Annotated in this window: 22 protein-coding genes and 1 pseudogene; 12 read left to right on the plus strand and 11 right to left on the minus strand. The window is 60.4% G+C overall.

The genetic code is table 11. From position 1 onward, the window contains the following. A pseudogene (locus ACM110_RS13460) lies at positions 1–95 on the plus strand (IS110 family transposase); the annotation flags it as partial. 54 nt (positions 96–149) lie between these two features. Here the strand turns inward: ACM110_RS13460 and ACM110_RS13465 are convergent. Next, positions 150–599 (minus strand): helix-turn-helix domain-containing protein, encoded by a 450-nt coding sequence (locus ACM110_RS13465; RefSeq protein ID WP_338581814.1) that lies wholly within the window; start codon positions 597–599, stop codon positions 150–152. Between the two features lie 213 nt (positions 600–812). On the opposite strand from ACM110_RS13465, the gene ACM110_RS13470 reads away from it, so the two are divergent. From ACM110_RS13470 to ACM110_RS13485, 4 genes are all read left to right on the plus strand, one after another. Then, positions 813–1,598: an SDR family oxidoreductase gene (locus ACM110_RS13470; RefSeq protein ID WP_416128144.1), complete on the plus strand. Its 786-nt coding sequence runs from the start codon at positions 813–815 to the stop codon at positions 1,596–1,598. 374 nt (positions 1,599–1,972) lie between these two features. Next, positions 1,973–2,956 (plus strand): FecCD family ABC transporter permease, encoded by a 984-nt coding sequence (locus ACM110_RS13475; RefSeq protein ID WP_416128336.1) that lies wholly within the window; start codon positions 1,973–1,975, stop codon positions 2,954–2,956. After that, complete coding sequence (locus ACM110_RS13480) at positions 2,956–3,723, plus strand: heme ABC transporter ATP-binding protein (protein WP_416128145.1); 768 nt, start codon at positions 2,956–2,958, stop codon at positions 3,721–3,723. Before ACM110_RS13475 ends, ACM110_RS13480 begins: the two co-directional genes overlap by 1 nt. Before the next feature lie 56 nt (positions 3,724–3,779). Next, on the plus strand, positions 3,780–4,664 hold the full coding sequence (locus ACM110_RS13485; protein ID WP_416128146.1) for a ChaN family lipoprotein: 885 nt from the start codon (positions 3,780–3,782) through the stop codon (positions 4,662–4,664). Between the two features lie 150 nt (positions 4,665–4,814). On the opposite strand, the gene ACM110_RS13490 is transcribed toward ACM110_RS13485, so the two are convergent. After that, entirely contained in the window at positions 4,815–5,204 is a 390-nt protein-coding gene (locus tag ACM110_RS13490; protein WP_416128147.1) for a c-type cytochrome, read from the minus strand. A gap of 225 nt (positions 5,205–5,429) precedes the next feature. On the opposite strand from ACM110_RS13490, the gene ACM110_RS13495 reads away from it, so the two are divergent. Next, positions 5,430–5,843 (plus strand): hypothetical protein, encoded by a 414-nt coding sequence (locus ACM110_RS13495; protein ID WP_416128148.1) that lies wholly within the window; start codon positions 5,430–5,432, stop codon positions 5,841–5,843. Between the two features lie 137 nt (positions 5,844–5,980). Here ACM110_RS13495 and ACM110_RS13500 read toward each other — a convergent pair whose 3' ends face one another. After that, positions 5,981–6,811: an oxidoreductase gene (locus ACM110_RS13500; RefSeq protein WP_416128149.1), complete on the minus strand. Its 831-nt coding sequence runs from the start codon at positions 6,809–6,811 to the stop codon at positions 5,981–5,983. Between the two features lie 130 nt (positions 6,812–6,941). Here ACM110_RS13500 and ACM110_RS13505 point away from each other — a divergent pair, with 130 nt between their 5' ends. Then, a complete protein-coding gene (locus ACM110_RS13505; protein ID WP_416128150.1) occupies positions 6,942–7,835 on the plus strand; it encodes a LysR family transcriptional regulator in 894 nt (297 codons plus the stop codon). Positions 7,836–7,967: 132 nt separating this feature from the next. Here the strand turns inward: ACM110_RS13505 and ACM110_RS13510 are convergent, their stop codons facing one another. Continuing rightward, the gene (locus ACM110_RS13510; protein ID WP_416128151.1) at positions 7,968–8,687 is read right to left on the minus strand and encodes a cysteine hydrolase family protein; all 720 of its coding nucleotides are present in this window, start codon (positions 8,685–8,687) and stop codon (positions 7,968–7,970) included. Positions 8,688–8,839: 152 nt separating this feature from the next. Here ACM110_RS13510 and ACM110_RS13515 point away from each other — a divergent pair, with 152 nt between their 5' ends. After that, entirely contained in the window at positions 8,840–9,718 is an 879-nt protein-coding gene (locus ACM110_RS13515; RefSeq protein WP_416128152.1) for an AraC family transcriptional regulator, read from the plus strand. 20 nt (positions 9,719–9,738) lie between these two features. Continuing rightward, positions 9,739–10,065, plus strand: a complete 327-nt coding sequence (locus tag ACM110_RS13520; RefSeq protein WP_416128153.1) for an NIPSNAP family protein — start codon at positions 9,739–9,741, stop codon at positions 10,063–10,065. A 6-nt stretch (positions 10,066–10,071) separates the two neighbouring features. On the opposite strand, the gene ACM110_RS13525 is transcribed toward ACM110_RS13520, so the two are convergent. From ACM110_RS13525 to speB, 7 genes are all read right to left on the minus strand, one after another. Then, positions 10,072–10,662, minus strand: coding sequence for a hypothetical protein (locus ACM110_RS13525; protein ID WP_416128154.1), 591 nt, complete (start codon positions 10,660–10,662; stop codon positions 10,072–10,074). 1 nt (position 10,663) lies between these two features. Beyond that, complete coding sequence (locus ACM110_RS13530) at positions 10,664–11,434, minus strand: DUF2092 domain-containing protein (protein ID WP_416128155.1); 771 nt, start codon at positions 11,432–11,434, stop codon at positions 10,664–10,666. A 72-nt stretch (positions 11,435–11,506) separates the two neighbouring features. After that, positions 11,507–11,965 carry a GNAT family N-acetyltransferase gene (locus ACM110_RS13535; RefSeq protein ID WP_416128156.1) on the minus strand — a complete coding sequence of 153 codons (459 nt, stop codon included), beginning with the start codon at positions 11,963–11,965 and terminating at the stop codon, positions 11,507–11,509. 138 nt (positions 11,966–12,103) lie between these two features. After that, complete coding sequence (betA, locus tag ACM110_RS13540) at positions 12,104–13,792, minus strand: choline dehydrogenase (RefSeq protein ID WP_416128337.1); 1,689 nt, start codon at positions 13,790–13,792, stop codon at positions 12,104–12,106. A gap of 32 nt (positions 13,793–13,824) precedes the next feature. Continuing rightward, a complete protein-coding gene (locus ACM110_RS13545) occupies positions 13,825–15,399 on the minus strand; it encodes a purine-cytosine permease family protein (RefSeq protein WP_416128157.1) in 1,575 nt (524 codons plus the stop codon). A gap of 207 nt (positions 15,400–15,606) precedes the next feature. Next, entirely contained in the window at positions 15,607–17,118 is a 1,512-nt protein-coding gene (locus ACM110_RS13550; RefSeq protein ID WP_416128158.1) for an aldehyde dehydrogenase family protein, read from the minus strand. Between the two features lie 67 nt (positions 17,119–17,185). Next, entirely contained in the window at positions 17,186–18,187 is a 1,002-nt protein-coding gene (speB, locus tag ACM110_RS13555; RefSeq protein WP_416128159.1) for an agmatinase, read from the minus strand. A gap of 151 nt (positions 18,188–18,338) precedes the next feature. Here speB and ACM110_RS13560 point away from each other — a divergent pair, with 151 nt between their 5' ends. The 3 genes from ACM110_RS13560 to gcvH all read left to right on the plus strand — a co-directional run bounded on the left by ACM110_RS13560 (position 18,339) and on the right by gcvH (position 21,601). Continuing rightward, entirely contained in the window at positions 18,339–19,253 is a 915-nt protein-coding gene (locus ACM110_RS13560) for a LysR family transcriptional regulator (protein WP_338581833.1), read from the plus strand. Positions 19,254–19,322: 69 nt separating this feature from the next. Next, entirely contained in the window at positions 19,323–20,831 is a 1,509-nt protein-coding gene (locus ACM110_RS13565) for a sigma-54-dependent transcriptional regulator (RefSeq protein ID WP_416128160.1), read from the plus strand. A 386-nt stretch (positions 20,832–21,217) separates the two neighbouring features. Continuing rightward, complete coding sequence (gene gcvH, locus ACM110_RS13570; protein ID WP_416128161.1) at positions 21,218–21,601, plus strand: glycine cleavage system protein GcvH; 384 nt, start codon at positions 21,218–21,220, stop codon at positions 21,599–21,601. Positions 21,602–21,620: the final 19 nt, after the last annotated feature.

Here is a 21,620-nt window from a genome sequence, read left to right on the forward strand (position 1 = left end):
CCACGCAGGCCCTGGTGATACTGGCTCGCAAGCTTGCCCGGATCGTATTTGCACTGCTAAAAGGGCAAGGTGAATACCAACCGAAAGCAGGTTGAGGGCTTCCCCTCAACCATAGAATCTCCCACAGGATCATCAGTGGATTCAAAAATTCAGTGCGGGACACCCAATTTCGTCGCCACCTCACCCGCTGCCAGATGTCGTCCATCGGCCGCAACCAGTTCCAGTTTCTGAATTGGCTTGCGATTCTTCGCATCGACCATGACCGACCCGAGTTCGCCCGGCTCGTACATGAATTCATTGCCCCACTGCGACAGCGCAATCAGCACTGTCTGCAACGCACGCCCCTTCTCGGTCAGCACATATTCCTTGTAAACACTGCCATCCGCGGCCGGGAGCATTTCCATCACACCTTGCGCCACCAAGCCTTTAAGCCGGGTACTCAAAATGTTTTTCGCGACATCCAGGCTTTTCTGAAAATCGCTGAATCGCCGCGTGCCGGCAAGGGCGTCCCGAATGATCAACAGCGACCACCAATCGCCGATCAGATCAAGGGACCGGGCAACCGGGCATGGATCACCCTGCAAGCTTTTGCGTTTCACCTCATTTATCTCCACTAAAAATTGCCGTGTTGGCGCACATCACGCGTTCCAGTCAATGGTTGCATAATACAACCTCTGGTGCTAATAATCACAACCGTTGGTTTTATTATAAAACCACAAACCCGATTCCAATCTGTTGACGCCAGTGCCAGGCACACCTTTGTACGGGCCTCAATGGTTGCATAATGAAACCTAAACAATAGGAATTCCCCCATGAAACTGGCTGGAAAAACGGCATTCATCACCGGCGGCAATAGCGGCCTGGGCCTGGCGACCGCAAAGCTTTTCATCGCCGAAGGCGCAAAAGTGGCTATCACCGGCCGCAGTCAAAAAACCCTGGATGAAGCGCGCGAAGCGTTAGGTCCGAACCTGCTGGCCATCCAGGCCGATCTGACCGATGTGAAAGAGATCGAACGCGCCGTGGCCGAGGCCGTCGCGGTGTTCGGCAAACTGGATGTGATATTCGCCAATGCGGGAATCGCCGGCCTGACGCCCGTCGGCGGGACCACACTGGAGGCCTTCCAAAGCATCATTCAGACTAACCTCACCGGCACTTTTTTTACCGTGCAGGCTGCTGAGCCACACCTCAATCCCGGTGCCTCGATCATTTTGAATGGCTCGGTTCACGCTGACATGGGCTGGCCGGGCTACAGCGCTTACGCAGCGACCAAAGGCGCGGTCCGCTCGATGACGCGAGTCATGGCAGCAGAGTTCGCCCCGCGAGGGATTCGGGTCAATCAGATCACACCCGGCGCCGCACGCACGCCGGTATGGAACCCGCTCGCGTCGAGTTCGGCAGCCATGGATGCACTGGAAGTGAAATTGGTGACGACCATTCCCTTGGGTCGCATTGGCGAAGCCGAAGAAGTCGCCACGGTGGCGCTGTTCCTCGCCTCCAGCGATTCAAGTAATGTGGTGGGTGCAGAGATTGTCGTGGATGGCGGCGCAACCGGTTCACCCTTGGGCGCACCGGCTCACCGGAAAAACTGGGAGTCTTGAGGCACTGGCGACAATCGACAAGCAATTTGAATGACCTGTGGGAGCAAGCTTGCTCGCGATAGCGGAGTATCAGTCACCTTCAATGGCGACTGGTACACCGTCATCGCGAGCAAGCTCACTCCCACAGTCGATCGATTTTGTACGCAGGATGAGTGCTCGTTACCACTGTAGCGTGTGCGCAAGCCGAGCGTCGGTGGCATCATCACCCGCTCGAAGGTTTGATCGTCCAAGGAAAAAATCCTGATGCGTACCGAAACAGGGCTGGTGTTCTATCCAGGCGCTCAGATGCAGATGGCTGCCAAAACAACAGAGAGCAACCGATGACAGCCATCGTTCGGCCACGGCCGATGCTGATTACCCTGGGTCTGTTGTTGGTGTTGGTGTTCTGGCTGTCCCTGGCCCTCGGGCCGGTCAGCCTGCCGCTGGGCGATACCTTGCTGGCCGGGTTGCGCTTGCTCGGGATGCCCGTTGACGGTGGCGACACGCAACAGGCGGAACTGATCCTCGGTCAGATCCGCTTGCCGCGCAGCTTGCTCGGCATCGCGGTCGGTTCGGTACTGGCTCTCTCGGGCGTGGCGATGCAGGGGTTGTTTCGCAACCCGTTGGCAGACCCGGGTCTGGTCGGCGTGTCCGGTGGCGCGGCTCTCGGCGCGGCTTTCGCCATTGTCGGTGGCAGCATGCTGGGCGGTTTGCCGTCGGCCATCGAGCCGTATCTGCTGTCGGTCTGCGCCTTCGTCGGTGGCCTGATCGTCACGGCGGTGGTGTATCGCTTCGGCCGCAGCAACGGCCAGACCAACGTCGCCACCATGTTGTTGGCGGGCGTGGCGATGACGGCCATGGCCGGTGCCGGGGTCGGTTTGTTCACCTACCTGGCCGACGACGCCACGTTGCGCACCCTGACTTTCTGGAACCTGGGCAGCCTCAACGGCGCCAGCTACCCGCGTTTGTGGCCATTGCTGATCGTGGCGGTGGGCGTAGCGTTGTGGTTGCCGCGTCGCGCGGCAGCGTTGAATGCGATGCTGTTGGGCGAATCGGAGGCGCGTCACCTGGGTTTTAACGTCGAGCGGATCAAACTCGAACTGGTGCTGTGCACGGCGCTGGGCGTCGGTGCCGCCGTAGCGGCGGCGGGCCTGATCGGCTTCATCGGTCTGGTGGTGCCGCACCTGATGCGCCTGCTGGTCGGTCCGGATCATCGGGTGTTGTTGCCGGCCTCCTTGCTCGCCGGGGCTAGCCTTTTGTTGCTGGCCGATCTGGTCGCCCGCCTGTTGCTGGCGCCGGCCGAGTTGCCGATCGGCATCGTCACCGCACTCATCGGTGCACCCTTCTTCCTTTATCTGCTGGTGCGAGGTCGTTCCTGATGCTGCGGGCAAACAACTTGCTGGTGCGGCGCGGCAGTCGCACCGTGCTGGCCGACATCGATATCGAGTTGCGTCCGGGCGAAGTCCTTGGCGTTTTAGGTCCCAACGGCGCCGGTAAAAGTACCCTGCTCGCCGTCCTGTGCGATGAACTGCCGATCAGCGAAGGCACGGTCAGCCTCGACGAGCGCAAGCTCGCTGACTGGCCCGGTCAGGAGCGAGCCAAACGCCTGGCGGTACTGCCGCAGAGTTCGAGCCTGAACTTCGCCTTTTCGGTCAATGAAGTGGTGGGCATGGGTCGCTTGCCCCATGCCAGCGGTCGCGTGCGCGATGCCGAAATCGTCGCCGAGGCACTGAGTGCCGCCGACGCCTTGCACCTGGCCGCACGCAGCTATCTGGCCTTGTCCGGTGGCGAGCGCCAGCGCGTGCATCTGGCGCGAGTGCTTGCGCAGCTGTGGCCGGGTGCCGAGGGGCAGATTCTGCTGCTCGACGAGCCGACCTCGATGCTCGATCCGCTGCACCAGCACACCATCCTGCAAGCAGTGCGCGACTTCGCCGGGCGCGGTGCGGCGGTGCTGGTGATCCTGCACGACCTCAATCTGGCGGCGCGCTATTGCGATCAGTTGCTGCTGTTGCAGGACGGCCGACCTCACGCCTACGGTCCGCCAGATGAAGTCTTGACCGCCAAAGCGCTGGAAGCGGTGTACGGGCTGCAAGTGCTGATTCACCAACACCCGGAACGTGGCCACCCATTGATTATCGCGCGCTGATACCCGCCCCCTCCCGCCGTCGCGAGCGAGGGGCCACCGTCTAATAAGGAAAACCGATGCGCATTCTGCTGTTATGCCTGGTCAGCCTGCTGGCGGCCTGCCAATCCCATTACGTCGCACCGCCACCGACACCGATCGCCCCGCAAGGTCGCGATCACGCTGATCTCGGGGTGATCCGCGAACTCGCCACCGGCCGCACCCTCACCCTGCAAGAACTGGTCGAGCGTCTGGCTGCTGCGCCACGGGTACTGGTCGGTGAACAACACGACAACCCCGATCACCATGCCGTGCAACTGTGGCTGCTGCGCCAACTGGCGGTGCAACGTCCGCAAGGCAGTCTGCTGATGGAAATGCTCAATCCCGACCAACAGGCGAAAGTCGACGCCGCGCAGGCCGCCACTCGTGCCGGTCAGCCACCGGCCGACGCTTATCAGGCGCTGTCCTGGCAAGCCAATTGGGATTGGGGCGTTTACGGTGCGATTGTCACTTACGCCCTGCGCCAACCCTACCCGCTGCTGTCGGCCAACCTCGATCGGTCGCAGATCATGCAGATCTACAAACAGCGTCCGACCCTCAGCGGCGAAGCGTCCACCACGCAACAGGTGCAAGCGACTTTGCTGGAAGACATCCGCGAATCCCATTGCGGCTTGCTGCCTGAAACGCAGATGCCAGCGATGCTCGCCGTCCAACAACAGCGTGACCGACGCATGGCCGAGCGCCTTTTAGCTGCACCGACTCCGGCCGTGTTGCTGGCCGGGGCGTTCCATGTGCGCAAGGACCTCGGTGTGCCGCTGCACCTGAAAGACCTCGGCGCTGGCGAGGGCAACGCGGTGCTGGTGCTGGCCGAAGCGGGCAAGACCGTGACAGCCGAAAGCGCCGATTACGTGTGGTACACCGCCGCGCAACCGGAGCAGGATCACTGCGCGAAATTACGTCGGTAAGGCTGATCGCGGATACACACACTCCCCTGTAGGAGCTGTCGAGTGAAGCGAGGCTGCGATCTTTTGACTTTTTTTTTTAGAAGCAAGATCAAAAGATCGCAGCCTCGCTTCGCTCGACAGCTCCTACATTGTTATTGTTTGAATGCGATCTCACGGCGCCTGAAAAGTCTGCAAATACGCCAGCAAATCATCGATCTTTTCCTGATCGCTTATCCCCCAGAAAATCATCCGCGTCCCCGACACCACGGCCTTCGGATCCTCGATATACGCCGCGAGGTTTTCCCGGGTCCAGACGACGCCCGAAGATTTCATGGCATCCGAATACTGGTAGTCAGAGGTGCTGCCGGCAATCCGTCCAATCACATTGTTCAGTTGCGGCCCAAAAAAAGGCCGCGCCCCTTCGCCGACCTGATGGCAGCCGCCACAGACCCGTTTGAACAATTTGCCGCCCGCCTCAGCGTCACCGGCAGCATTCGCGGGTGCGCCCAATAGACTTGCCCCGAGGCTCAAGACGAGCGTCATCACGGCCGCTTTGTTCATTCCTACCGCTCCAGATCAGCCATTGCCTACCGCAAAAAATGGCGGCCATTTGATCATGCCTGACCTTCAAACCGAAGTCTTTGAACTGCGCAATGCCGGCCATACAGAGGTATGAATGCCTGACACCTAGATGTTCACCGGGACAACCTACGCATAAGTGACGTGTTTTTTCAGCCCATTAAGATCGTTAGCTGAACACACACATCATTCACCAGGTGCCCCATGATGAACACCACCAAGCTTGCTTTAGGCATTGCCCTGTTTTCGGCCCTCGGTTTTATCGCAGCGAATTCTCAAGCTGCCGAAGCGGATTCCAACACCGACGCCCACAACGTGGCCGAAGGTGCGGCCGACCGTATCAAGGAAAGACAACTGGCCGAAGGCGGCGCCGATCGCCTGAAAGAACGGCAGCTTGCCGAAGGTGGCGCCGATCGTCTCAGAGAGCGGCAACTGGCTTCTGACGGTTCCGATCGGCTGAAGCAAAACAGTGTTGCAGCGGGTGGTTACAACTCGATGCGCGGCACCCGCGTAGCAGAAGGCGGTTCTGACCGGTTGCGGCAAAACCACTATGCCGATGGCAGCAACGGCTACGATGCCAGCTCCGATGTCATGCCCTACTTCTGCATGGAATGTCGCTGAGCGGTAATTAATTGAATCACCGCAAATCAATGTGGGAGCGAGCTTGCTCGCGATGGTGGATTGTCATTCAACATTGATGTCGACTGACCTGACGCCATCGCGAGCAAGCTCGCTCCCACAGGGTTTTGCGTTTGACTTCAGTCCTTGAAGTCAGTGGACAGTGCCAGTTCATTCCACTCGGCAAGCTCCTGCGCGACGAAGCGGTTCTTCGCTTCGATGCGCGCGATGGTATCGCTGCCCAGCGCCAGTCGCTGTGGCGGTTTCGGCGCATTGACCAGGGCGAACATCGCCTCGGCAAATTTCACCGGATCACCTGGCTGCGCATGGTTGGCCGCCTCCGCATATTTGCGCATCGCACCTACGGTTTCATCGTAGTCCGGCAGTTCCAGCGCAGTCTTGACCAGCGATTGCTCGTCGAGGAAATCGGTGCGGAAAAAGCCCGGTTCCACCACGGTGGCATGGATGCCCAGCGGTGCCAGTTCCTGATGCAGTGCCTCGGTGATGCCTTCCACCGCAAACTTGGTCGAACCGTAGACACCCCAGCCCATGTAGGCCTGATAGCCGCCAATCGAAGAGATGTTGATCACATGCCCGGAACGCTGGCGGCGCATGTGCGGCAGTACCGCACGGGTCACGTTGAGCAAGCCGAAAACGTTGGTGGCGAACAGACGCTCGGTCTCGCTGGCACTGGTTTCTTCCACCGCTCCCAACACGCCGAAACCGGCATTGTTGATCAGCACGTCAATTCGGCCGAAACGCTTGATGCCTTCTGCGACCGCCTGATGCGCTTCTTCTTCGCGGGTCACGTCCAGACGCACGGCCAGCAGGTTGGGATGGTCGCCCAGTTTGGCGATGACTTCTTCAGGTTTACGGGCGGTGGCAATCACCGCGTCGCCGGCACGCAGAGCACGTTCTGCGATGAGGGTACCAAAACCACGGGAAGCTCCAGTAATCAACCAAGTACGCATTTCAACTCCTCCTGTCAGCGACCCGAGCGTTATTGCCGGGCCTTCTTGATGAGTTGACGCAACTTTAAAACTCCACTACTGATGTGATAATCCCAATAATTTTGCATGGCTTTGTGAAAGGTATTCACAGATGAAAGCACCTTCGGCGGCAGATCTCTCGACCTTCCTGAGCGTGGCCACCCACCTGAACTTCAGCCGCGCGGCGGTGGAACTGGCGCTGACGCCTTCCGCCCTGAGCCATTCGGTGCGCACTCTGGAAAATCGGCTCGGCGTGCGCCTGTTCAACCGCACCACCCGCAGCGTCGGCCTGACTGAGGCTGGCGAGCGTCTTTTCGCGCGGTTGAAACCGGCGTTCCGCGACATCGACGATGCGCTTGAAGACCTCAACAGCTTTCGCGACAAACCCTCCGGCAACCTGAGGATCACCGCCGGGCGCCAGGCTGCGGAACTGGTGGTGCTGCCGCTGGCCGCACGGTTTCTGGAGGCCTACCCGGACGTGAAACTGGAGATCGTGGCCGACGACGGCCTGGTCGATGTGGTGGCGGCAGGTTTTCATGCCGGCGTGCGCTTTGGTGCGCGACTGGAGGCCGACATGGTTTCGCTGCCGATCGGCGCCTACATGCGCTCGGTGGTCGTTGCCTCACCGGCGTTCTTCGAACGGCATGCAATCCCGCAAAAACCCGAGGACTTGCATGGCCTGCCGTGCATCCGTCACCGTTTCCCCAGTGGAACGCTGTATCGCTGGGAGTTCGAACGGGGCGGGATTGCCCAGGAAATCGAAATCGACGGCCCGCTGACCTTGGGCGACGTAAGCCTTATGGTCGGCCCGGCGTTGCAGGGCGTTGGCATCGCATACATCTTCGAAGACATGGTCAAGGCGCAAATCGCCGATGGCAGCCTGATCCAGGTGCTGGGCGACTGGTGTCCCTATTACCCGGGCCTGCACCTCTACTACCCGAGCCGCCGACATGTGCCGGCGACGCTCAAAGCATTCATCGAGTTTGCCCGCGCCGCCCGGGAGTAGCCAGGACGCAGCCTCGCGTTGCTCGACAGCTGCTACAGAGGAATTTGGATCAGCTCACTCCGTAGCAGCTGCCGAGCCTGCGAGGCTGCGTTCGAGGACGCAGTCCTCGCCAAGCCTGTAGACGCGGCTTGATCAGGCCTTGAGATAGTCCAGGGTTTGCGCCGTGGTCCACAGGCCGTTGGCGATGTAGCGGTAGTTGATCAGCGCCGCCAGGTAACCATCGCCTTCAGGGGTAGTCGGGCCGGCGGTGGCATCACGCACCACGGCGACTTCAAAGCCCTGCTCCAGCAGTTCACGCAAGTGCGACTCAACACAGAGGTTCGCCGCCATGCCCGCCAGAATGATTTGCGACACACCATGCTTACGCAGTTGCAGCGCCAGGTCGTTGGTTTCCGGGCCGTAGACCTTGTGCGGCGACGCGATGATGGTTTTGCCGTCGAGGATGTACGGCTTGAACTCGGGCATGAAATCGGCGCCGGAGTTTTCGAAACCGTCGAGGGTCAGCGGGCCCTTGCGATCGAACATGCAGATACTGTGCATGACCTTTTCCAGCGGCCCGCCGAACTGCCATTTGTGGTCGCACGGATAGTAGTAATGCGGGGACACCGCGACGGTGATGCCCGCGTCTTTGGCGGCAGCAAACAATTGGCCGAGGTGGTTGACCACGTCATGCTCGACGACGCTCTTGCCGAAGACGCTCCAGCTCACACCCTCGGGGCTGAGGAAGTCGATCTGCGGGTCGATGACCACCAGCGCGGCGCGGGACAGGTCAAGCTTCATGCCCGGATCCGGCAGCGCAGGCTCTGCCGGGTCAGCGTACTGGGGGGCGGTGCGAATCGGATCGTTGCTCATGACGGTGGACTCCGGACGTGGACAAGAAAAATCACTCTGCGCCGTGGCACCCGGGAGGGGTGTTGGTTACCATCGGCGAGAACTTCATCCTACGGTCGCGCCCTGCTCCCCTTTTGCCAGGACGTACAGCGTCTTTACCCGGGCGTCTCTAAATGGACATTCTTTCCGAATTCTTCGAACGCACACATTTGCAGGGGCGACTGTTTTTCACAGGTAATGTGGACGGCACGCTGGTCCTCGACAAACCGCCGGGCATGGCGTTTATCCATGTGATCAGTCGCGGCGGCATGGACATGGTGCAGCCGGGGCTACCGAAGATTTCCATCAGCGAGCCCAGCGTGCTGTTTTGCCCCAGCAGTTGCCGTTACCAGCTGCGATCGAGTACAGCCGACGGAGCCGAACTGATCTGCGCTTCGTTCCAGTTCGGCCGTAACTCCCTGCAACCCTTCCCGCTCGGGCTCAAGGAAACCCTGGTGTTTCCGTTCAGGGAGCTGGAAAACCTCGCACCGTTGATCGGCAGCCTGATCGGTGAATTCGAGGATCAGGCCCCCGGCCGGACCAAGGCTTTGAACCTGCTGCTCGAATACATTTTCGTGCTGCTGGTGCGGCGTTCGGTGGTGGAAGGAAAGATTTCCAGCGGCCTGCTCTATGCCCTTCAGGACGGACGCCTCGGGGCGGTGTTCAACCATATTCACCAAGAGCCCGAGGCGCTCTGGACTGTGGAGAAACTGGCGCAACTGGCGAACATGTCGCGCTCGAAATTCTCGGCGTGCTTCACCCGGATCATGGACATTTCACCCATGGGCTACGTCACGGCGTGGCGCATGAAACTGGCCCAGGACCTGTTGCGCGAAGGGGTGCAGATCAAGGTGATCGCCGCAACGGTCGGCTACAGTTCGCAAGCCTCGTTCTCCCGAACCTTCCTCAACGTGGTGGGCCTGCCACCGGCCGAATGGCTCAAGCGCGATGCCAGCGATCAGGATCAACCGCCAATCACGGCGCGGGTGATCCGGGCGGCTGAAAACCTTTAACCCTGTCAGAGAGAAAACCGATGGTTACGTGCTACCTGAAATATGTGCTCGATCCGTACAAGCTCGACGCGTTCGAGCATTACGGCAAGTTGTGGATTCCGCTGGTGGAGAAATTCGGCGGCCAGCATCACGGCTATTTCCTGCCGTCCGAAGGCGCCAACAACATCGCCCTCGCCATGTTCACGTTCCCCAGCCTGGCGGCGTATGAACACTACCGGCAAGACTCGATGAACGACCCGGCGTGCATCGCCGCGTTCAAATACGCCGAAGAAACCCGCTGCATCCTCAGCTATGAGCGCAGTTTCTTCCGGCCCGTATTCGGTGAGCCGAAAGCGCAACACGCTTGATCGGCCTCAAGGCGCATTGACCACGACGTAAGTCACGTCGCTTCCTTGATACTGCGGCTGATACCACGTCGAGCCGCACTGCATGTAGACCGTGTTGTATTGCATGACCTGCACACAGTTGGTGGGCAATTGCGCCGGGGTCATGATCGAACCGACGACGGCGGCGGTCACGGCAACCGTGGCCGTAACCGCCGCTGCGGTGGCGATCGGATGGTAGTGATCGTCGTAGCCGTACCGACCGTGCCCATCGACATCGATGTCGACGTCGCGGTGGTTGTCGATGTTGACGTTGCGATTGACGTTACGGTTGTGCGTGCTGTTGTTGATGTTGGTGCGGTTGCCCACGTTGTTGCCGGCATTGACCCGGTTACCAGAGTTGACCCGGTTGTTGGCGTTGACCCGGGTGGCCCGTTGCGTGTTGCCGGTGTTGATGCGCTGCGCCCGTGGCGCACTGGGTGGCGGTGGACGGTTTACCGAAGCCCTGGCATGCCCTTGGGCGCGCATGGGCCGGGCGTCGGCTTCGGCAATCAGGCCGATGGTCAGCGCCGAAGCGGTTACCAGGGATAACAACAGGCTGCACGACATTGCGCTGTTCATGTCATTCCCCTCCCTTGTCACTGGCTTTCTTCAAAGGAATGGCGACATCGCCCTTGCCCGGTTTGAAGGTAAAGATCGAATCCTTGATGTCCGGCTTGAGGTTCCAGCGATAGACCGCGCTGTATTCCGGAAAACTCGCCTCGTCGGTGGTGGTGATCACCAGTTTGCACGGCAACGGTTTTTCGGCGCGGGTGATCCACAGCTGCCAGTCGATCCCCTGCTGCCGGAACGCCAGGTGATCGCAGAGCTTGCCGTTGATCGTCGATGGGCCGACGTACAGCGCTTCCTTCAGGGCATCGATCTGCGATTGATCGCTGCCGAACAGGAACAGGTCTTCCATGGGCACCTGAACGCCGTAATAGTCTTCGAGCCGGTGCAAGGTTTCAGATACTTTCGGCGGAGCATCGACCGTTGTGTAGTACTTGAGGAACGGCGAATACTGGGTCAGTTTCTTGCCGTTGTAGAAGAACTCCCGGGTCCTGACATCGCCCTCAGTCTTGGCATACAGCCGATCATGGCCGACCACTTTCAGCGTCGTCACGGCCTCGGTTTTGATCTTTTGTCCGGATTCGAGCACCGAGTCCCTGGTAATTTCGGCGTCGACCTGAAACCTTTTCAGGCTGCGCAGGTAATTGCCCATGTCAATCACCTTGTCGACCACCTGCGGGTTAATCAAAGGCGTGTTCTCGGCGGCTGGCGGGTCCTCGGCGTGAGCGACGGGAATCACGGCCAGGGTGAACAACAGGCCGAAAATACTCATATCGACTTTCATGGATACCGCTCCTGGCCTGCGCACTTTCCTGGGCTGAGTTTTCAGCCTAGACCCCACTTGCCCTGACCGCCATCAGCCCTGTTTCAGATCCAGACAATAGGTGTAGTAACCCGGATCGCGCACGTAACCCAGCGACTCGTACAGGTGCTGGGCGCTGACGTTGTCGGTGGCGGTTTCCAGGGTCATGCCCTTGGCGCCGGCCAATCGGGCAAAGTCGCGGGCGGTGTTCATCAGCAGCGTGCCGACGCCTTTGCCACGGGCGGCGGGCGTTGTGAACAGATCGCCAAGCAGCCAGGTGCGATGCGCATCGATGGAGGAAAAAGTCGGGAACATCTGCACGAAACCCAAGGCTTCACCGTCGGCGTCCTCGGCATAGAAGATCACCGATTCGTCGCGGGTGATGCGTTCGGCGATGAACGCGCGCGATTGCGGCAGGTTCGAAGGCTGGAGGTAGAACCCCCGGTAGGCGTCGAACAACGGGGCAATTTTGTCGATGTGGGATGCGTCTGCGCGCAAGGCCTGAATAGCCATGAGGATGCTCCATTGCGGTCTCAAGGCTTTACAGCCTAGATCAAAAGATCGCAGCCTGCGGCAGCTCCTACATTGGAATGCATTCCCCTGTAGGAGCTGCCGCAGGTTCGGGTCGCGTCCGGATGTTTTTTTTTGCAATCAGACCCGCACGTTACGCCCCGGCAAGCCATTACGCTGGCTGTTTTCCCAGTTCTCCACCAACCCCACCGGCACATCCGATGCCGGCAGCATCTTCACGCCACGCACCAGATCCGAGGCGCGTTCGGCGAGCATGATGGTCGGCGCATTGAGGTTGCCGTTCGGCTCGGTCGGGAACACCGAGGAATCGATTACCCGCAACCCGGCGATGCCATGCACCCGCAACTCGGAATCCACCACCGCCATGTCGTCCTCGCCCATGCGGCACGAACCGCAAGGGTGATACGTGCTCTCGAGGTTTTCACGCACGAACGCATCGAGGTCTTCATCGCTGGTCACCAGCTCGCCAGGGGCGATTTCGCCGTCGCGGAAACGGTCCATGGCTTTCTGGCCAATGATCTCGCGGGTCAGGCGGATGCAGCGGCGGAAGCCTTCGCGGTCCTCTTCGCGTTGCAGATAGTTGAAGCGGATTTCCGGATGTTCATACGGATCGGCCGAGCGCACCCGCACATAGCCACGGCTCTTCGGTTTGTTAGGACCTGTGAGCACCATGAAACCGTGGCCCTTGATCGGCTTGTTGCCGTCGTAGCGCATCGCCGCCGGCAGGAAGTGGAACTGAATGTCCGGCCAGCGCAGGCCCTTCTCCGAGCGAATGAAACCACCGGCCTCGAAGTGGTTGGTAGCGCCCAGGCCATCCTTGAACAGCAGCCAGCGCAGACCGATCATCAGCTTGCTCAGCGGGTCCATCTTGCTGTTGAGCGTCACTGGTTCCTTGCAGCCGAACTGGATGTACACCTCGGCGTGGTCCTGCAGGTTCTCCCCTACTCCCGGCAGGTCGTGGCGCACGCCGATCCCGGCCTTGCGCAGGACTTCCGCCGGGCCGATGCCGGAACGTTGCAACAGGTGCGGCGAACCGATCGGCCCGGACGAAATCAGCACTTCGCGGTTGCAATACACCTGGTGAGTCTGGCCACCGTGGTCATACATGACCCCCACCGCTCGCTTGCCTTCGAGGATGATCTGGCGGGTCATGGCGTGGGTGATCACGGTCAGGTTCGGGCGGCCCATCGCCGGGCGCAGATACGCATTGGCGGTGGAGCAACGCACGCCGTTTTTCACGGTCATGTGCATCGCGCCGAAACCTTCCTGCATGTAGCCGTTGCAGTCTTCGGTCTTGATGTAGCCCGCCTCGGCACCAGCCTCGACCCAGGCCCCGTACAGCGGATTTTTCATGTGGTTGCCGTTGGTGGTGTGCAGCGGCCCGGTTTGCCCGCGATAGCTGTCGCCACCCGACTCATAACTTTCGGCACGTTTGAAGTATGGCAGGCAATTTTTGTAGCCCCAGCCCTGGGCGCCGAGAGATTCCCATTCGTCGAAGTCCAACGCGTGACCACGGATGTAGACCAGGCCGTTGATCGACGACGAACCGCCCAGCACCTTGCCCCGAGGGCAGTGAATGCGTCGGCCGTTGAGGTAAGTCTCAGGCTCGGTCTCATAGCGCCAGTTGTACTTCTTGGTGTTCATCGGGATCGAGAAGGCACTGGGCATCTGGATCACTACGCTCTTGTCGCTGCCGCCGAATTCCAGCACCAGCACCGAGGTGGCGGGATTTTCGCTCAGGCGGTTGGCCAACACACAACCCGCCGAGCCTGCGCCAATGATGATGTAGTCGTATTTTTGCGTGGTCATGCTGTGCGTGGTCATTCTCTGCGTGGTCATGGTTATCTCCCGACCGTCGATTCAGTGAATACCGGCAATGGTTGCTGTTTGTGGGTCAGCGTGTCGCCGGTGGTGTATTGCGGGGAGGTCTTTTCGATCTGCTGGATCACGACTTCTTCGCGTTTAAGGTCAATCGAGCGGCTCAGCCAGTAGTACGCCAGCCCCGAGACGATCAACCCGACCAGCCAGGCGATGTCGATGCTGCCCAGCGCCTTGGCCAGCGGGCCGACGTACACCTCGCGCTGTTCAACGCCGTCGTAGATGTAGAAGAACGGGATCATCGAAATGAAGCCGATGGCATAGGCGGCGATGCCGCGCAGGCCCCAGCTGCCGTAGATGTTGCCGTGGGGCATGAAGAAATGCGGGATGGCGTAGCGGCCCTTGCGCACGAAGAAGTAGTCGGTGAGGTTGACCGAGGTCCAGGGCACCAGGAAGTACAGCATCACCACCAGGTAGATCCCCAGCACCGAAAGGCCTTTGCCCGAACTCTGGATGCTCAGCGCCACGCCCAGTTGCAGCAGGATCACAAAGGCGATGGCCAGGATGCGCGCCTTGCGCGTTGGTTCGATGTGTTTGATCGAGTCGACGCAGGTCAGCGTGGTCAGCTTGGCGCTGTAGATGTTCATCGCGATCACCGGCAGGAACGCCAGAATGGTGATCACCACCACCGCCGTGCCCATCAGTGGCGACACGGTGTTACCGACTTGCCCGAGCGCCACCAGCACGTCAGTGGAGTGCAGGTGATCGGCCAGCCAGCCACCGACGGAAATCATCCACGCGCCGGACAACGAAGCTCCGAGAAACACCACCGCAATCAACTTGCCGCTGGAGGTGTTCTTCGGCAAGTAACGCGAGTAATCCGAAACGTATGGGGCGTAGGCGATGTTGTAACTGGCAGCGGCCGCGAACTGTGCGATGAAACCGGTCCAGTTGAAGCCCAACGGCTCGCGGGCCACTTCACCTTCGGCGAGTGCCGGCAACACGGCATCCGGCACCCAGCCCATCACCACCGCCAGGGTCACCAAACCGTACAGCGGCAGCGACAGGTACAACGCCCATTTGAAGCTGCGGTGCATCCAGTCGTGACCGAGGATCGCCAGCACTGCTGCCGGAATGGTCACCGCCACCGCGATCACGGCGGGATTGAATCCGAACAGCGTGTGCAACCCTTGCATCATCAACACCAGATTGACGATGTTGAATCCGGCGAACACGAACAGCGTCGCCAGCAGCACCAGGATCACGCCGCGATAACCGAACTGCGCCCGCGACTGGATCATCTGCGGCAAGCCAAGATGTGGACCTTGCGAACCGTGAAACGCCATGAACAGCGTGCCGAACATGATGCCCAGCGTGCCGGCGAGCGTGGTCCACAGCGCGGTGAGACCGACGCTTGGGCCGACGAAGCCGATGGTCATGGTGAAGAAGGTGAAATTGCCGAGGAACCAGAACGGGCCCTGGCTCGACAGCTTGTCGGTACGCTCGTTCTCGGGGATGAAGTCAATGGAATGCCCCTCGACGACGGACTTGTCATCGAGGGCGGACACGCTCGTGGCTGACTTGGCGTTAGTGTTCATGATGGACTCTTATTGTTGGAAGATCATGACGAGATAACCGCGTTCTTTCGGGTGAACGACTCCCGTGGGCCTCCATGCCGTTCTCGATTGGCGAATAATTCCTCGATTCCTGTAGGAGCTGCCGCAGGCTGCGATCTTTTGATTTTGTTTTTTTCAAGGTCAAGATCAAAAGATCGCAGCCTGCGGCAGCTCCTACAGGGGCAGGCGTCAGGCTGGCAGCGTGATCCACACAGCCTTGGTTTCGAGCAGGTAATCGAGCTGCTCGGCGCCCAGGTCCTTGCCGAACCCGGACTGTTTGTAGCCACCGAACGGCATCGACGGGTCGAGGGTGCCGTGGGCGTTGACGTAGACCGAGCCTGCTTTGAGGCGTGGAATCAGGCTATGCACCTTGCCTAGATCATTGGAGTACAGCGCGGCAGCCAGGCCATAAGGCGAGTCATTGGCCAGGGCCAGCGCTTCTTCCTCATCGTCGAACGCTGCGGTGACCAGCACCGGGCCGAAAATCTCTTCCTGGACGATGCGCATGTCGTTGCGGCAGTTGGCGAAGATGGTCGGCTCGACGAAGAAGCCAGGGCCATCGACCGGTTGGCCGCCGTAGACCAGTTCGGCGCCTTCGGCCTTGCCGGTTTCGATGTACTCGGTCACCCGCTGCTTTTGCAGGGCCGAAACCAGTGGGCCGATGAAGCACTCCGGGTCCAGGCCCGGAGCCATTTTCAGGGTGCGCGTGTAGGCGATCAGCTCGCGCAGGAACTCGTCGTAGACACTGCTATGAATATAGGCCCGTGTACCGGCGTCGCATACCTGCCCGGAGTTGAAAAACACACCGTTGGCAACCGCTTGCGCAGCGGCCGGAATGTCGGCGTCGGCGCAGACGATGACCGGTGATTTTCCGCCGAGTTCGAGGGTCAGTCGCTTCATGTCATCCAGCGCGGCGCGGCCGACCGTCTGGCCGACCGGGGTCGAACCGGTGAAGGTCAGTTTATCGATGCCGGGATGGATGGCCATGGCCGCACCGACCACGCTGCCGCGCCCGGTGACGATGTTGATCACGCCATCGGGGATGCCCGCTTCCTGCACCAGTTCCGCGAAACGCAAGGCCGACAACGACGTCAGCTCGGCGGGTTTCACCACCACGGTGCAACCGGTCGCCAGCGCCGCGCCGAGCTTCCACGCCATGGTTTGCAGCGGGAAATTCCACGGCACGATGGCGCCCACCACACCGACCGCTTCCTTGCGGGTATAGGCCAGGTAGTTGCCCGGCAGCGAAGGCTCGACGGTACGGCCATGCAGTTTGGTGGCCCAACCGGCGAAGTAACGCAGGGTATCGACGGTGCCCTGGATGTCGACGTCCTTGGCGAAGGCCACGGATTTGCCCATGTCGATCGATTCGATCTCTGCCAGTTCAGCGGCGTTCAGTTCGATCAGGTCGGCCAGGCGCTGCATCATGCGCTCGCGTTCCGCCGGTTTGGCCTGACGCCAGGCGCCGCCGTCGAACTGCGCACGTGCGGCTTGCACGGCGCGGTCCAGGTCAGCGGTGGTGCCCATGGGAATGCGGGTAATCAGGCCTTCGGTCGACGGTTCGATCACATCGGAGGTTTCACCGTTGCTGGATTCGACCCAGGCGCCACCGATGAACATTTTCTGGACCTTGCTGAGGAAGGTCTGGGTGGCTTCGCTGACGCCGAATTTCTGCAGGTAACTTTTGACGATCGTGTCCATTTTATTCTCTCTGCCCGGCAGTCAGGTCCTGCCGGGTTTTTGTGGTTTCGATGTTCAGGCTCAGCTCTTAAGCCAGCGCCGATTCACTTTCGGCGGCCGCCCGCACCTTGCCTCGCTCGTGGAAAATGAAACCGATGCTGTTGAGCAGCAGTTGCGCGGCGAGGATCGAGGTCATGCCGGTCGGGTCGTACACCGGCGCCACTTCCACCAGGTCCATGCCGACGATGTTGCCTTTGCTGCGCTTGGCCAGGGCCTGGATGATTTCCAGCACTTCGTAGTAGAGGAAGCCGCCGTGGCTCGGGGTACCTGTGCCTGGGGCGATGGACGGGTCGAAACCGTCGATGTCGATGGTGATGTAGTAGTTGATGTTCTGCGGGATCAGCGCCAGCACACCCTCGACGCCGAGGCGACGCACATCGCGCACCGAGAGGATTTTCGAGCCCGCTTCATGGGCCGCTTCGTAGTCGTCGCGGTTGGACGACGAAACATTGCGGATACCCATTTGGGTCATGCCGACAATGTGGTTCATTTCCGATGCGCGGCGCAGCGGGTTGCCGTGGCCGTAGCGCACGCCGTGGCGTTCGTCGACGAAATCCAGGTGTGCATCGAAGTGAATGATGTGGATCGGACCGCGGCCTTCGAAGGCCTTGATCACCGGCGCGTGCACCGAGTGATCGCCGCCGAGTACCACCGGCATCACGCCGGCATCGAGGATCTTGCGCACGGCGTATTCGGTGTTCTTGTTACTGGTGACCATATCGGTATGGACGATATCGGCATCACCAACGTCGACCATGCGCACGTCTGACGCGGTGAGGTACATCACGTCATCTTCGTGGTCGTAGGCGCCGGCGTGGCCGAAGGAAAACAGCGTCGATGCTTCACGAATCCCGCGTGGTCCGAAGCGTGCACCGGAGCGCCACTGGGTGCCCATGTCGTTGGGCACGCCGAGTACCGCGACGTCGGCATCCAGTGCATCCCAATCGGTGCACACCGGGGATTTGCCAAAGGTGCAATGACCTACGAATGGCAGGTTCAGACGACCGGATTCATAACCGTTGTTCGACATTTCTAGCCTCTCCACTTCTTGTTATCGGCCTGGCGGACTGCAAGGCGACCGCCGTTGGAAAGACTATGGGCGCAGCTTTTCGTGGAAAAAATGCTAAACATCAGATACTCATATCGGCATTACCGATGCATCCACAGGCGGGAGGTTCCAGGTGATTCAACTGCACGATGTCGATCTGAAGTTGCTCAGGGTGTTTGCCACGATTGTCCGCTGCGGCGGGTTTTCCGCGGCGCAAGCAGCGTTGAATGCCGGGCAGTCGACCATCAGCGAACAGATGACCCATCTGGAAACCCGGCTCGGGGTCAAGCTGTGCCAGCGCGGGCGCAGCGGCTTCCGCTTGACCGAACAAGGCGTGGCGATTCATGAAGCCACCCAACGTTTGCTGTCGGCGGTGGAAAATTTCTGCATGGACGCCGATGTGCTCAAGCAGCACATCAGCGGCAAGCTCAACCTGGGGATCATCGACACCACGATCACCGACCCGGATTCGCCAATCCCGCGCACCACCCAGCGCTTCGTTTCCCGGGGCCACGATGTGCACCTGAACGTGTACGTCGGCACCCCGGCCGAACTCGAAGAACGGGTCCTCGACGGCCGTTTGCACCTGGCCATCGGGCACTTCCCGATTCATCTGCCGGGGCTGCTGCAATCACCGCTGTACCAGGAAGCCTTGGGCTTGTATTGCGGGCGGCGTCACCCGTTGCATGGCAGCCAGGCCGAAGGCCAGGAACTGCTCGAAGAAGTCGCGGCCAGCCGCATCGTGGTGCGCGGCTACATGCAGCAATACGACCTCGAACACTTGGGCGTGAGCAAGGCGGCGGCCACCGTGGACAACATCGAAGCCACCGCGATCCTGATCATCTCCGGTGCCTACCTGGGTTTTCTGCCGGAGCACTTCGCCGCGCAATGGGTCAAGAGCGGCGAAATGCACCAACTCGCGCCGAACAGCCTGCGCCTGAAATCGCCGTTCGATGTGATCACCCGGCGCGGCGTGGCACCGCCGCCGATCCTTCAGGCGTTCCTTGAGGACCTGGCCGCCAGCGCCCGTAAAACCGCCAACGGCTAACGTGACGCTCGCCAAATTCAAATTTCGCCCTGCATACTGATTTCAGTTCGCCCACCTTGCAGGCCTGTCATGCGCATCCACGTCACCTTCATCGACCGCGTCGGAATTACCCAGGAAGTGCTGGCCCTGCTGGGCGGGCGCAGTTTCAATCTGGACGCGGTGGAGATGGTGCCGCCGAACGTCTACATCGATGCGCCGACCCTCGACGCCGATGTGATGGAAGAACTGCGCGAAGCCTTTCTCGGGGTGCAAGGTGTGCAAGCGGTGACGGTGGTCGACATCCTTCCCGGCCAGCGTCGGCACTTGCAACTCGACGCGTTGTTGGCGGCCAGTACTGACCCGGTGCTGGCGGTGGATGATCGCGGTCACGTGCTGCTGGCCAACCCGGCGCTGATCGCCCTGTGCGGTCGTGAACCGGCCGGGGAATCGCTGAGCGCTTTGTTCGATGATCCTGATCTGCAACGCAGCCTGATCGCCCACCATTTCCGCCTGCCGATGCACGAGGTCAGCCTTGGCGGCCAGACCTTGCTGCTCGACGCCATGCCGGTCACCGATGCCGGCGCCCTGCTCACGCTCTATCAACCGAACCGCATCGGCGAACGCCTCTCGGCGCTGCATCACGATCACGCCGAAGGGTTCGACGCACTGCTCGGCGAGTCGCCGCCGATTCGCGCACTCAAGGCCCGCGCCCAGCGTGTGGCAGCGCTCGATGCGCCATTGCTGATCCAGGGTGAAACCGGCACCGGCAAGGAACTGGTGGCCCGCGCCTGTCACGCCATCAGCGGACGGCGGGACGCGCCGTTTTTGGCGTTGAACTGCGCGGCGCTCCCCGAAAGCCTGGCCGAGAGCGAGCTGTTCGGCTACGCCCCCGGCGCCTTCACCGGCGCGCAACGCGGCGGCAAACTCGGGCTGCTGGAACTGGCCGATCAGGGCACGGTGTTCCTCGACGAAGTGGGGGAAATGTCGCCGTACCTGCAAGCCAAGTTGCTGCGTTTTCTGAGCGATGGTTGCTTCCGTCGGGTCGGCGGCGATCGTGAGGTCAAGGTCAACGTGCGCATCCTCAGCGCGACCCACCGCGACCTGGAAAAAATGGTCAGCGAAGGGCATTTCCGTGAAGACCTGTTCTACCGCCTCAACGTGCTCAACCTGCAAGTGCCGCCGCTGCGCGAACGCGGTCACGACATCCTGTTGATGGCCAATCACTTCATGCAGCAGGCTTGCGCACAGATCCAGCGCCCGGTCTGCCGCCTGGCGCCAAGCACCTTCCCCGCCCTGCTCGGCAACCGCTGGCCGGGCAACGTGCGGCAACTGCAAAACGTGATCTTCCGTGCAGCGGCGATTTGCGAAAACCCACTGGTGGACATCGACGACCTGGACATCGCGCGCACAGCGGTGGAGCGCAAGAACGACGGCGAAGTCGGCAGCCTGGAAGAAGCCGTGGGTGACTTCGAAAAGAACCTGCTGGAACAGCTTTACCGCAGCTATCCGTCCAGTCGATTGCTGGCGGCGCGGTTGCAGACTTCGCACAGCGCCATTGCGATTCGGTTACGTAAGTACGGGATTCCTTCCAAGCCCTGAAGCGGTTAACGGCTTTTTGCTCTGTGTAGGAACTGCCGAAGGCTGCGATCTTTTGATCTTGATTTTCAGCGATACTCATCGGATCAAGATCAAAAGATCGCAGCCTTCGGCAGCTCCTACATCCAGGCGCGACGTTACTGTCTGAAAATCGATACACCGTAACGAATTCAAAACAAAACCCTGTACGCACTACAATGACGGCGTCCACGCCTACATCCCTGCCCGACCGTATTGATTTCAATACAACCGCAATCGCCCCCCGCCTCAAAAAATATCTTCAACCAATTGATTTTAAACCAATAATCAACCTTGGCACCGCCCTTGCTATCACTCCCCCAACCCCACTCGTTGCCCCGCCGCGAGCCTAAAAACAATAAGGAGTTGATATGAGCGAATTGCGTTTCACCGTCGATCACGAATGGTTGCGTCTTGAGAGCAATGGCCTGGTCACTGTCGGCATCACCGCGTTTGCCCAGCAGGCATTGGGGGATGTGGTGTTCGTTCAGGTGCCCGAATTAGGCGCTTTCAATGCCGGTGCTGAAGTCTCGGTGCTGGAATCGGTGAAAGCCGCCAGCAGCATCGGCATGCCGCTGGACGGTGAAGTGGTCGAGATCAACGCCACGCTGGAGAGCACCCCGGAATTGGTCAACGAAGCCCCCTTGGGCGAAGGCTGGTTCTTTCGCTTCAAACCGGTCGATGTCGAAGCGTTGAGCGATTTGCTGGACCAAGACGCCTATGAACGCCTGACCGCAGAACACGCCGACGCTTGAAGCCCTCCCTTTCCACACA

This window comes from Pseudomonas sp. NFX98, assembly GCF_047784845.1.
Taxonomy (GTDB): domain Bacteria; phylum Pseudomonadota; class Gammaproteobacteria; order Pseudomonadales; family Pseudomonadaceae; genus Aquipseudomonas.